At 50.9% G+C, this 12,599-nt stretch carries 12 protein-coding genes and 1 tRNA gene; 10 read left to right on the top strand and 3 right to left on the bottom strand.

Annotated features, from left to right (window positions below; all coding sequences use genetic code 11):
- Positions 1-70 precede the first annotated feature (70 nt).
- Positions 71-141 (top strand) — tRNA-Cys (locus B036_RS0102835).
- Between the two features lie 86 nt (positions 142-227).
- Here the strand turns inward: B036_RS0102835 and B036_RS0102830 are convergent.
- Together B036_RS0102830 and dusB are read right to left on the bottom strand one after the other, a co-directional pair.
- Entirely contained in the window at positions 228-563 is a 336-nt protein-coding gene (locus tag B036_RS0102830; protein ID WP_026231621.1) for a hypothetical protein, read from the bottom strand.
- Between the two features lie 114 nt (positions 564-677).
- Positions 678-1,673 (bottom strand): tRNA dihydrouridine synthase DusB, encoded by a 996-nt coding sequence (gene dusB / locus B036_RS0102825; RefSeq protein WP_026231620.1) that lies wholly within the window; start codon positions 1,671-1,673, stop codon positions 678-680.
- Positions 1,674-2,038: 365 nt separating this feature from the next.
- Here dusB and B036_RS0102820 point away from each other — a divergent pair, with 365 nt between their 5' ends.
- The 6 genes from B036_RS0102820 to ypfJ all read left to right on the top strand — a co-directional run bounded on the left by B036_RS0102820 (position 2,039) and on the right by ypfJ (position 7,790).
- On the top strand, positions 2,039-3,172 hold the full coding sequence (locus tag B036_RS0102820) for an amidohydrolase (protein WP_020567172.1): 1,134 nt from the start codon (positions 2,039-2,041) through the stop codon (positions 3,170-3,172).
- Positions 3,173-3,524: 352 nt separating this feature from the next.
- Positions 3,525-4,133, top strand: coding sequence for an RNA polymerase sigma factor (locus B036_RS0102815; protein ID WP_083926112.1), 609 nt, complete (start codon positions 3,525-3,527; stop codon positions 4,131-4,133).
- A gap of 19 nt (positions 4,134-4,152) precedes the next feature.
- Positions 4,153-4,947 (top strand): tetratricopeptide repeat protein, encoded by a 795-nt coding sequence (locus B036_RS0102810; RefSeq protein WP_020567170.1) that lies wholly within the window; start codon positions 4,153-4,155, stop codon positions 4,945-4,947.
- A gap of 235 nt (positions 4,948-5,182) precedes the next feature.
- Positions 5,183-5,974, top strand: a complete 792-nt coding sequence (folB, locus tag B036_RS31555) for a dihydroneopterin aldolase (RefSeq protein ID WP_020567169.1) — start codon at positions 5,183-5,185, stop codon at positions 5,972-5,974.
- Between the two features lie 80 nt (positions 5,975-6,054).
- Entirely contained in the window at positions 6,055-6,777 is a 723-nt protein-coding gene (locus tag B036_RS0102800; RefSeq protein ID WP_026231618.1) for a DUF4197 domain-containing protein, read from the top strand.
- Between the two features lie 128 nt (positions 6,778-6,905).
- Positions 6,906-7,790: a KPN_02809 family neutral zinc metallopeptidase gene (gene ypfJ, locus B036_RS27810; RefSeq protein WP_044101674.1), complete on the top strand. Its 885-nt coding sequence runs from the start codon at positions 6,906-6,908 to the stop codon at positions 7,788-7,790.
- Positions 7,791-7,863: 73 nt separating this feature from the next.
- Here ypfJ and B036_RS0102790 read toward each other — a convergent pair whose 3' ends face one another.
- Complete coding sequence (locus B036_RS0102790; protein WP_071596752.1) at positions 7,864-8,625, bottom strand: acyl-[acyl-carrier-protein] thioesterase; 762 nt, start codon at positions 8,623-8,625, stop codon at positions 7,864-7,866.
- A 39-nt stretch (positions 8,626-8,664) separates the two neighbouring features.
- Between B036_RS0102790 and B036_RS0102785 the strand changes: the two genes are divergently transcribed.
- The 3 genes from B036_RS0102785 (at position 8,665) to B036_RS0102775 (ending at position 12,566) form a co-directional block, all read left to right on the top strand.
- The gene (locus tag B036_RS0102785; protein ID WP_020567165.1) at positions 8,665-9,171 is read left to right on the top strand and encodes a hypothetical protein; all 507 of its coding nucleotides are present in this window, start codon (positions 8,665-8,667) and stop codon (positions 9,169-9,171) included.
- A gap of 210 nt (positions 9,172-9,381) precedes the next feature.
- On the top strand, positions 9,382-11,007 hold the full coding sequence (locus B036_RS31550; RefSeq protein WP_083926111.1) for a DUF6089 family protein: 1,626 nt from the start codon (positions 9,382-9,384) through the stop codon (positions 11,005-11,007).
- Positions 11,008-11,534: 527 nt separating this feature from the next.
- The gene (locus B036_RS0102775; RefSeq protein WP_020567162.1) at positions 11,535-12,566 is read left to right on the top strand and encodes a tetratricopeptide repeat protein; all 1,032 of its coding nucleotides are present in this window, start codon (positions 11,535-11,537) and stop codon (positions 12,564-12,566) included.
- Positions 12,567-12,599: the final 33 nt, after the last annotated feature.

Here is a 12,599-nt window from a genome sequence, read left to right as displayed (position 1 = left end):
TACCACGTAAAAAAGCGCCATAAAGTTTGGCGCAACGGTCTTAACTGACCTACTTTTGCGTTCCCGAATTGGTCGGTTGGCCGAGTGGCTAGGCTCAGGTCTGCAAAACCTGCTACAGCGGTTCAAATCCGCTACCGACCTCAGTAAAGAAGCCCGGACTGCACTTGCAGCTCCGGGCTTCTTTCGTTTTAAGCGGTATTTCCTTTGGTGGAATCGCAGGAATTGTTTTAAACCTTCCCCGGCTTCTTATACTCCACCCGGAATTTCTCGATCATCTCCGGGCTGAGGGAGTCGGCATACACGCCGTATGCATCCACTAACATACCCTTAGTGCCGTCCTTCGCCTCAATTGCGTACAGTACGGAGTTATCTCCGGCGCTGCTCATGCCTTCAAATCGATAGGTATGGGTGATGGTGAAGTTTTCCGGTTGGAAGTTTTTCTCCAGCTTTTTACACTCGAGGTGGTTTTCGTGCTGGTTGAAATCGTGTACGTAACCTTCTTTTCGTAACTTTTCTATCGCGGCGGTTAGCGTTTCGTATGGGTTATCCTGAAGAATGGGCATGGTTAATGGTTTGGTCATTAACTAAAACGCAAAAGCTCAATCAGAATGTTCGATCTGTATTCAGATTAACCGAGAACCGGACAACCTGATAACCCGATAACTTTGACAACTTGGTCACATCATCACTTCAGCTCCTTCGTACACCGTCCGCATCTCTTCTAGTGTAGCATACAAAGTGTCCGGCTCGAACTCGGAGACCAGCGTCTTGCGGTACTCCTTCACGCCGGGCAGGCCGCGGAAATAGTTGGTGTAATGGCGGCGCATTTCCAGGATGCCAAGTTTGGCGCCTTTCCAGTCGATGCTGCGGCGCAGGTGGTCGCGGGCAGCGTCTACGCGCTCGTCGATATTAGGTGGCGGGAGTAATTCGCCGGTGGCGAAGTAGTGCTTGATTTCACGGAAGATCCACGGGTTACCGATGGCGGCCCGGCCGATCATGATACCGTCTACGCCGTAGCGGTTGCGGTAGGCCTCGGCTTTTTGTGGAGAGTCGATGTCGCCGTTGCCGAAGATTGGAATGCTGATGCGTGGATTGTCTTTGATGGCACCGATGAGTGTCCAGTCGGCTTCTCCTTTATACATCTGCTTGCGGGTGCGGCCGTGGATAGACAGGGCCTTGATGCCTACGTCCTGGAGGCGTTCGGCTACTTCCTCGATATACTTGGTGTTATCATCCCAACCCAGTCGGGTTTTGACGGTGACCGGCAGGTTGGTGCGGTCGACAATGGCCTTGGTCAGTTCAACCATCTTTGGTATGTCCTGAAGGATTCCTGCACCAGCGCCTTTACAGGTTACTTTTTTGACGGGACAACCGAAATTGATGTCGAGGACCTCTGGCTTTGCCGCCTCCACAATGTCGGCGGCTTTCACCATACTCTCCATGTTGGCACCAAAGATCTGGATGCCGATTGGCCGCTCGTAGTCGTAGATATCCAATTTCTCGACGCTCTTCGTAGCGTCACGAATCAGGCCTTCCACGCTGATGAATTCGGTGTACATCATATCGCAACCCTGTTCCTTGCACAGGGCGCGGAAGGGTGGGTCGCTGACGTCTTCCATCGGCGCAAGCAGGAGTGGAAATTCTCCTAGTTCTATGTCTGCAATTTTCACCATAACATTAAAGGACTGCAAAGGTACTAACGTTCGGACTTTCTGGTAGGTTGCAAATGAAATTGGTTTAGGGCGCGGCCGCAGGTACAGTGGAAAGGTGAAAAGGAGCAAGGGAGGAAAGCCCATTGAAACCTCTTTACTTTTACCACCTTTTTCTACTAAACTATGAACGTAAGTTATGTAGTTAAAAAGCATAGCACTTTTTTACATTCAGGGCGGGTGGGCTGTGCCCCGAGATTTCTTGGGTAAAGCCCACCCGCCCTAAGGGATAAACCATCCTTGAAAGCTGCCAGTAGCTATGTTCATGTATTTACGTTACAATGTACTAGAAGGCCTGAGTGCCTAAAACCTCATCCAAAAAACCTTACATGTACCCCGAACTCCAACATCTCCGTAAAGATCTCCACCAGTATCCGGAACTGTCGGGGGAAGAAAGAGAGACCGCCCAACGAATTGTTGCCTTTATTTCCGACCATCACCCGCCTACTGAATTGATCACCGGAATTGGCGGCCACGGCCTGGCCTTCGTCTATGATTATCCGGCAACCGGGCCTACGGTAATGATCCGTTGCGAGTTAGACGCACTGCCGATCCAGGAGCCCAATACTTTTGAGCACCGCTCCCGCACCGAAGGGGTGTCGCACAAGTGTGGACACGACGGACACATGGGCATCGTGGCCGGCCTGACCCTCTGGCTAAGGAAACAATCCTTTAGCGCCGGTCGGGTGGTCCTGTTTTTCCAGTCGGCTGAAGAAACGGGCAAAGGGGCCGAGGCCGCCCTGTGCGACGACCGGTTTCTCGCCCTGGCGCCAGACTACGTCTTCGCCCTTCACAACATTCCCGGGGCGCCGTTGCACGAAATTATCCTCACCCCGAGGCTTTTTTCCCCGACGGTCCAAAGCTTCACTATTTTTTTGAAAGGGAAAGAAAGTCATGCTTCCGAACCCGAAAACGGGATCAATCCTGCCCTGGCAACGGCGGCGCTGATTGACCAATTTGCCAGGTGCAACATTGCTGACCCCCAAAGGGAAGATTTTGCAATATTGACACCCGTGCACCTTGCCATGGGCCAGAAAGCCTACGGTATCTCCCCAGGTACCGGCGAAATGCACTACACCATCCGAACCTGGACGGAAGCCGAAATGGGCCGCTTGAAGACGAACCTGGAAGGTATCGTTGAAAACATTGCCTCTAATCATCGGTTAAGTTGGTCGATCAACTGGCTTGAATATTTTCCCGCTACCGTCAACGATGATTACTGCCGGGAACTGGTACTGTCGGCTGCGAGAGCAAATGGTTTTTCCGTTACGGAGCAAGCAACGCCTTTCCGGTTCGGGGAGGACTTTGGTTGGTTGTCCCGTAATCACCGGGTAGCTATGTTTGGGTTAGGTGCCGGGAAAGATTGCCCGGCTTTGCACCATGCCGAGTACGATTTTCCGGAGGTACTCATGGCGACGGGGGTGAAGCAGTTTGGGGCGATTATTGCTTCGATATTATCATAGCAGGTATTGGCGCCTTAGCAATCAGACAAACTTTTGTCGGAAGGTCGAACCGCCCGTCCAACGGATTCTTTTCCCTTGAGCGTCGAAGGAACGAAAGGGAAAAGTCCGTCTTACGGGTAGTGAACCTTTGATTTTATCCAGAGTATCCGGTAAATAACGGTGTTATACCATGCGCTTAAACAACCTGTCTTTGCATCCTGCGGCCGCGCCCACCTCCGAAGGAAGCAGCGGAGCTGAAAAACAATAGAGAAAAAATTTAATCTTTCTGTAACAGTGGGGGAACTAAAGTTATAAAGAAACATAAGCCACAACGGTGGTATAACAAATTGGTCGACGAAATCGCTACATTTGAGTGAAGACACTCAACTCAGACACTCAAGTGCAGGACAAATCAACCAACGACGCAGCATTGTTCGAAGCGATTAAAGGAGGCCGCCATGAGCTCCTGGACCAACTGTACCAGGACCATAGGGCTGCCTTTTTGACCTACGCACAGCGACAACTCTACGCCACCGAAGCTGATGCAGCCGACTGTTTCCAGGATGCTGTGATCGCCTTTTATAAAAACATAGTCAGCGGCCGACTTACGGATCTCACTTGCGGGATCCGCACCTATCTTTTTGCCATTGGCAAACGGTTGGTGTACCGCAAGAACCAGCAGCGTCATCGCGAGGTGCCCTCTGATCCTGATGCCGGGATTGGTTTGGGCAACGACCCCGCCGATGAGCTGGACCTGAGCCTCCTCAACCGGTTTGAAGACGACCATCGTAAGGCCATGCTGGCATCTGCACTCGGTAAAATGGGTGATGTCTGCAAGGAGTTACTTACCCTCTTTTATTACCATCATTACCCAATAGAAAGTATCCAAAACGCCCTTAATCTAAGCTCTCCAGGGGCTACACGTATCAAGAAGATGCGGTGCCTCGATAAACTAAAACAGATTTTGACCCCCCAGTCGTAAAGAAAAAAATTCGGGAAGCATGAATAAGGATAACCGCCAGAATCGTATTGACGACTACTTGCTTGGCCGAGCCGGCCGTGAGGAACGTCTTGAGTTTGAAGAAGAAGTAACCCGCAACACCGAGCTGAGTAATGAGCTGGCTGAGACCGAACTGGCCTTAGCTGCCATTGAACTTGCTGAAGACCGGGCGCTGAAGACACGCCTGCAAAAGCTGGAGAGTAACCTTTCGGCCGCAGCACCAGACACAACTACGGCCTCTTCAAACCCGGAGAAGCAAGCTAAGGTGGTAACGATAAAATCCCGCCGCAGTAATGGCAGTATGAAATTATTCGCCTACGCCGCAGCCTTATTGCTGGTCCTGGCCGTAGGTTGGTGGGCCATGAACAATACCGGCGGCTTCGATGCGGAACTCCTCGCCATGGAAAGCTTCGAGCCATATCAAAACATTACCACCGGCACTGTACGGGGAGATGGAGGCCTCTCCGCGGAGGCTGCGGCTTTTGCCGACTATGATGCCGGCAGCTTTGCCGCTGCGGAGGTGAAACTTGCCGCCCTGGCCACAACCAACGTCAACAAATTCTACCTGGGTCAGGCGCTGCTGGCCCAAGAAAAATTTGCGGAGGCTTCCTCCGTATTTATTCCGCTAACGCAAATTTCTGACTTTCCTTTAGCTAAGGAAGCGGACTATTACAAGGGCCTCGCCTTTTTGGGACAGCATAAAGTTTCTGAGGCCAGGAATACGCTTTCAAAAATTGCCAGCGATACTACCCACCCGATGCAGCAACAGGCGGAGAAGTTGTTGGCGAAGATGTAAGCAATGGCTGTTTCCCTACCTCCGAACTACGGTGCCTCTTCTGTGAGAACTAATTGTTGCTTAGGCTAGGGGACAACGTTCTGCGAGCTGAAACGATGCTCGCTGGCGCTAGTTTTGGCATCCGCCTTTAAGCGGTGAAATTCGAATTGCGCCTATTCACTTAGTTCCTTTGGGCTACCTGACTATTTGACTATAAGACTACCTGACTACCTGACTACCTGACTATCTTGCACCCATGACGGCCAAAATCGGACTGGAAGACGTACGGATATTCGCGCCCCATGGCTTCTTTGAGGAGGAGCACCTCATGGGGAATGAGTTCAGCATCGACGTGGAAGTTGAGGCCACCATTACCGGTGCGGCCCAGAACGACGATTTGGGCGGTACCGTCAATTATGCCACGATCTATTATCTATTGCAGGCGGAAATGAAAAAGCCTACGCAATTACTGGAAGCCCTGGCCTACCGAATGGGAAACCGGATCATGAACCAGTTTGATAGTGTAAGCTCGGTAAAACTCCGCTTACGAAAACTAAATCCGCCACTCGGTGGAAAGGTTGGCGCCGCCGTGGTGGAAGTCAACCTGGGAAGTGCAGGCGGTGGAGGTTATCGTGGGGCATCCTCCTCGCGGCAAGACACCTTTGAGGACCCGGCTCCGCGCTTCGACGATGGAGGCGCATTTGGTGGCGGAGGTGGTGACTTTGGCGGCGGGGGCTTTAGTGGTGGCGGTTTTAGCGGTGGAGGGCTTTCTGGATTACCCAAGAAAACACCACCACCGACTTTTGATGAGCCGGCTTTCGCTGACGAATACGATGATGACGAAGACGACTACTACGAAGACGATGGCTTTGATGAAGAGGGTGGGGACTACGATATTCCCGACGCTGACGAAGAATACGACGAAGATTTTGACGATGAAGAATACGACGAAGATTTTGATGGCCTGGATTTTGACGACTTGAACTTAGGCGACCTGGGTGACATCGACATGGGGGATTTTAACTTCGATGACCTGAGGGATAACTAGTCTTTAACACCTGCGGTGTTACTAAAATGAGCAATCGTACGTCTTATACGTTAGTACTTCAAACCAACCGTTGTAACGATATGCGCAAGCTTCTTCTTTTTACCCTCCCTTTTCTGTTCTTTGGCTGTACCAGCCAGCAGATCAACCAAACGCTTAATACCGTCCTCAACGGTGGCCTTACTTCCGACGACATCGGCAACGGCCTGAAAGAAGCGCTGCGCCTGGGTGCCCAGCGTGGTGCCAACGAGCTCTCCGCCGATGGCGGATACTTCAACGACGTGGCTTACCGCATTCTCTTGCCTGAAGAAGTACTAAAGGTTACCGATAAACTCAAGGGAATCCCTGGTTTCAGCGACCTGGAGCAGGTCATTATCAAGAAAATCAACCAAGGAGCGGAAGACGCAGCTAAAACGGCGGGCCCAATTTTCGTACAGGCCATCAAGCAGATGACCATTCAGGATGCTATGGGTATACTTAAAGGTGATAACAACGCTGCAACTACCTACCTGCAACGTACAACCTACTCCGACCTGTACAACGAGTTCAACCCGGTAATCTCTACATCGCTTGATAAGTTCGATGCACAGAAAATATGGGCCGACGCCGCCAAAGTGTATAACGATTTCCCCCTGACCCGCCAGCCAGTGAATACAAACCTGGCCGACCACGTTACCGAAAGGGCGCTCGAAGGACTCTTCTCGAAGGTCGCCCTGGAGGAAGAGAATATCCGGCAAAATGTTAGTGCCCGGACCTCAGAATTACTCCGTAGGGTATTCGCGCAGCAAGACAAGCAGGGCAAATAGATCACATCACATTAGGAGAGGCAATTGTTATGGATACGGAGCAATTTTCCCGCTATACCAGTAACTTTGCTTTTCTTGCAACCTGCAACCTGCAACCTGAATCTTGCAACAACAATAAAACTACTCCAATGAAACTCGAAGGAAAAGAAGGCAGTAAGAATATTGACGACCGGCGCGGTAATCGCGGTGGTATGAGCGGCCGTACCAAAACTGCGGGCGGCTTCGGCCTGGGCACCCTCATTATCGTAATCATCGTAATGCTGATGGGCGGCGACCCCTCAGAATATCTTGGTGCGTCAAGTGGAACGGCTGCACCTTCTCCACAAACATCAGCACCTGCCCAGGACCTGGAACAGGATACGGAAGAATTTCAGATTGTTTCAAAGACGCTGCGCGACAACGAAAAAATATGGGGGCAACTTTTCCCGCAGCTCTATAACCGTCAGTACAAAGAGCCAGTGTTGGTTGTCTTTGAAGGACAGGACCGGTCAGCTTGTGGCTTCGCCAGTGCAGCAACCGGACCTTTTTATTGTCCGGCCGACCAAAAGGTGTACATCGACCTGCAGTTTGCCGATCTGCTGCGTCAACGCTTTCGGGCTCCAGGTGACTTTGCCCTCGCTTACGTCGTAGCACACGAAGTAGCGCACCATATTCAGAACCAATTGGGTTACAGCCAACAAGTAAGTCAGGTACGGCAACGTGGCAGCGAATCACAGGCCAATGCGGCCTCCGTTCGCCTCGAGTTACAGGCAGATTACCTGGCTGGTGTTTGGGCACACTACGCCGACCAGTATTCTGATCTTTTGGAAGATGGAGATATCCGTGAAGCACTCGTCGCGGCTTCGGCCATTGGAGACGATGCCATTCAGAAGCAAAGCCAGGGTTATGTAGTACCTGATAGCTTTACGCACGGGACTTCTGAGCAACGCGTGAAATACTTTACTGCCGGCTATAAAAGCGGTGATGCTAAGAAGGAAACGCTGGATTACTTCTTCAGTGCCAGAGACCTTTAGACCAGAATTTACCAGGCAAACAGGCGTCACCCGAACTTTGCTTCGCTGATTATTCGGCAGCGTTCGGGATGAATCATATCTGCCGCCACGACGTTTGCATGGTGGCCAGTTGATCATCTCCCCGAAGGAGTGCATGCCCGAAGTGAAGCGCTTTAGCTTCGGGGCCAGCCACGGCTTCTACCTGGTCGCCGTAGAGAGCCTCCCGCTGGAACATAATATCTGCTTTTACCGGAAGGTGGTTCCTTAGAAAATCATGCCCCAGTGGCTCCAGCATTAATTCGGGGAATACGGGATTGGTGAGGTGATCGTTGAAGTCCAGTTGATAGAAGGCAATTTTTGCGGCACGCGCTAATGTCGGTTTGCTGGGGGGTGGTACTTTTCCATCAGGTCGATCAAGGTGCGCGGCCGCAGGTGCAAGGTGATGCCTTAAATCAGCAATGGCGGGTGGTATCGGTCGTAGGCGCCGGGTGGAGACATCCATGAATAGCCACTGAGTGGTGGCAGTAATGATGGTAATTCCCGCTTGATCACGAAGGTGGAAATCCCGAAAGGTCTGGAGTTGGCGTTCAAATCCGGAAGGGGCGGTCAGGACGGTGAGTTCTTCCCCCAGCTTCGGCCACCGGTCACAGTTTATCCGCTGCCGTCGTAAGACCCAGGAACAGCCATACTGTTCCATCATTTGGGGACTGGAAATATTAAGGCGAACAGTGTTTTGCATAGCTGCTTCCTGCAACATTCTGATCAGATGGGGTAGGGTAAGCAATCCATGTGGCCCGATGGTGGAAGCGGCTACTTGAAAAGAAACTACTTCATGAAGAGGTGATTGATTCAGCACTTACGTAAAATTGTTGTATTTTTGATTTAAAATAACAAAATGAATATTCAGTCTTTGCCGAAACTTGGCAGACGTCCCGTATTCATTGCCAACTTTGGTGGGAGTGGACGGGCTTCACCCGAATCAGAAGTTGCCATGATATCGAAGGGGGCGGAAATAGCCTCTACCAGTAATAAGAAGGGTATAAGGTACAACTTCCCCACTGCGGGAGAAGTTGTGGAAGGGGGGAGCTCGGCGGATGGCTATTGCTACCGGGTCATCTTTGCTGCTGGTCGTCTCGAACGCAGCTTTGAAATGGTTAAAGCTTTTCTTGAAGAACAGGGGTACGGAGAGTTACCTTTACCCCGGGATGCGGAAGAATTGCGGCAGTTTCGATTGCCACCAAAATTACGGCACCAATTATCTCTCTTTGGAGATAACGGATACGTCCATAATCCCGTGAAAATTCTCTTTCCAGTTCCAGCTGGCCGCCAGGGAGCACTTATCCTCGAACTATATGATGAGGGCCACCAAAACCACTTGTTGAGGTTTCATCGTATGAAATAATGGCGTAAAAGGTCATATTTGAAAAAAAAAGGCCTAAAAACGCAATGTTCCTCTTCGATATTATCACTTTTCCGATGTAAACCACTAAAATTGTAGACTGTTACAGATTCGTTCGAACAAAAGGAACGAAAACACGATTCATTTAAAGAAACACCGGATCAATAAAACCGGAACCTCATAATACTTTCAACTTACGTCAAACTCAGCAAAATGCTAAAGCACTTACTCCTTGTTGTGGCGATGTTTACCTGCATCTCACTCTACAGCCAAAAGACCCAATTTCCCTGGGAATTTGGCTTTCAACTTGGCACCTCTTCACTTGGAGGTGACATGATCGAAAACGATATTATTCTTCTGAACGAGCCAAGTTTCAGTGCTGGCATAATGGTTCGCCGTCGCTTGGGCGGAATGTTTGCACTCCGCGCGCATATTATGTACGGTGGTTTGAACAGTGATGACGCCGACGGAGACAACGCCGCTCGTGGCTTCTCTTCCGAAGCATCAGTCATTGAGCCAGGCCTTGTACTGGAATTCGAACCTTTTGCAGCAAAGCGCTTTCAGGACGGTGTCTTTAAGAAAACGCTTTCTCCGTATATCGGTGTAGGCGCCGCTTATGGCATCTGGGGCGATGTTACTACGGACTACAACGGCAGAAACAATGCTGGTGTTACCGCAGATATTGCTGCCCAGGGTGACGACAACGGTGGTGTTGTATTTCCCATCGGTGGTGGTCTTAAGTACTACCTCTCTCCTAAGTCTTCCCTTGGCCTCGACGTAAGCTACCGCATGACTGGTGCTGACCTCATCGATGGTGTAAGCCAATCTGGTAACCCAGACAAAGATGATGCCTACACGATGTTGGGCCTGACTTTCGCTACCGGATTCGGCAAGCCTGATACGGATAAGGATGGTATTTACGACGAAGAAGATGCCTGTCCTACCGAAGCTGGTCCTATCTCCACTATGGGTTGTCCTGATACTGACGGTGACGGTGTTGCCGACAAAGATGACGATTGCCCGGAAGTTGCTGGCCTTGCCAACCTTAAAGGTTGCCCTGATGGTGACGGTGATGGTGTTCCGGATAAGGACGATGCCTGCCCAACCGAAGCTGGTGAAGCTGCCCTGATGGGTTGCCCTGACCGCGATGGTGACGGTGTTGCCGACAAAGATGACAAGTGTCCCGACGAAGCCGGTGTTGCTGCCCTGATGGGTTGTCCCGATGGTGACGGTGACGGCATTGCCGATGGCGACGATGATTGCCCTGCTGAGCCAGGTACCGCTGCCAATGGTGGCTGTCCGGACCGCGATGGTGACGGTATCATCGACAAAGAAGACGAATGTCCCGATGTTGCAGGTGTTGCTTCCCGCAACGGTTGTCCTGAACCGAAGGATCGTGCCGAAACACTTCCTGAACGGGTTACCCGTTACAGTGAACTGATTGCTGGAGAAGAATTTGAGTACATCAGTGTAGACAGCCTCCGTGGTACTATCTCGATTGATCGTATTTACTTCCCAACTGACGTTAGCAGCCTCAACCGCCCGGATCGGATGATCATTGAAGAAATCGATCGCTTCCTCGCACTGCCTGGAGCATCTGAATTCAGCATCCGCTACGAAGGCCACGCTGACCGTCGTGCTTCTGATGAGTACAACCAGGGCCTCTCTGAGCGTCGTGCGGACTCTGCCCAGAAGTACTCTGTCGACAAAGGTGCTTCCCCAACCAAGCTGAGCATGATCGGCTTCGGCGAACAACGCCCCGTCGGTGAAACCCTCCGCGAAAACCGCGTTGTCATTCCGGTTGCTTCCGAGCCAACCCGGATGATCAAGGTCAACTAAAATAAATTAGTTACCGCTCCCTTCCGCAAGGAAAGGTATCGAGAAGGCTGTTCTCCTGAAAAGGGGAGCAGCCTTCTTTGTATTTACCCACCTTGTTTCCTGCGCCTCCGGAGAAGTCGGGCAGATTACTTTCTCCAACCGTTCAATAAGTTTTAGGGAAATATTTTGAATGTGGGTGCTTGAGTCCTCTTGTTCTGCGAAATCAAGCACCAAAAGGAGTATCGAGAAAGAGTTTTGCCGCGAATTGGACTAATTGAGCTCCTAGCGCAAATTATTCCTTCTATTACTTTGAGAATGGTGAGAAAAGCTGCACTTTTGTACTCCTGCTATTGTTCTAAGTAGTTGAATTAGCAGGCATTAGGGCGATACCACCACTTTATATGTTTCAAGGATCAACGTTCGGTTAACCGAGCAAAGGTCTTTTCGATCACACACCACACTTGATTTGTGGGCCTTGCTGGTCGGAAGTATACGTATGTGGTTGGCCCAAATATTTTTACAGGCAGGGAACAAAGCACATCAGGGTTATGTCAGAGTACAGAATTATTATTGCGGGACAATTGGAATTCGGATCGGAGCGAGTCTTCAACCAGGTGTTGGAGCAGTACAACCACCGAATGGAGCATTATTACAAAAATGACATCCTACTTAAACCCGAGGGCTTCTTTAAAGAAGAAGAGTTGACCCTGGACGTTCCCCGTACCGTTGTTATTGGTTCTGAACGCCACTGGCTGAATACACTCAACCTGCTGGAACGGGTCGTTTCTTTCAGTATGGCGGGTAGCCTGAACTTATGGCGTTTATCTGCCGGGAACATTATGGACCATCACGTACTCGAACCCCATAGTGATCGGACAACCGTTCAGCTGTTTAACCGCGGCCGTCAATTAGTGAGCCAGGAGGACAAAGAGCAGGAAGCATTGGACATGATGACGAAGGTGGTGGGGCGTTTTGCCCGCCATGCCCAGGCTTATGAGCGTCGTGGCTTTGTTAACCTGCGGCTCGGTAATGTGGAGGATGCCATATATGACTACGATAAGAGCCTCAAAATTAACCCCTCCATGCCGGAGAGCCATTATGGTCGCGGCATCGCTTACCAGCGTAAGGAAGAATGGGAGAAGGCTGCTTCTGACTTTGACGCAGTAACGAAAAACAGTATTCCCCATCAGGCAATTTACTGGATGGCACAGGTTGCCCTGGGAGATGCCTACCTGAAACTAGGCCGGCCAGCCGATGCGCTAAGGGTCTTCAACATGTTCAGTAAGCGTAAGCAGCGGATTGCCAGCCTGGATCGCTATGATCGCCGGGTAAACAATACTTTCGGCAAGTTATTGGTCAAAGTTGGTCGCAACAGTGATGCGATCATTGCCTTTGAAAAAGCACTCAAGGCCGCTGCAGACGAAAAAGCACCTTCCGAAGCTCAAATCCACTATGAAATGGGTCTGGCTTACCAGAATGGACGAAGTATGGACAAGGCCATCGCCAAATTCAAATTGGCCGCCAAAGAAATTCCGGAGGCCAAAGAAGCGCTGAAGACAGCCCAGGTGGGCGTCTCATAACATACTATAGACTACCTGCGTTATTTTGACTAC

This window comes from Neolewinella persica DSM 23188 (assembly GCF_000373105.1).
Classification (GTDB): Bacteria; Bacteroidota; Bacteroidia; order Chitinophagales; family Saprospiraceae; genus Neolewinella; species Neolewinella persica.
The sequence above is the reverse complement of the archived record's forward strand: the minus strand, read 5'-3'. Positions and strand labels throughout refer to the sequence as shown.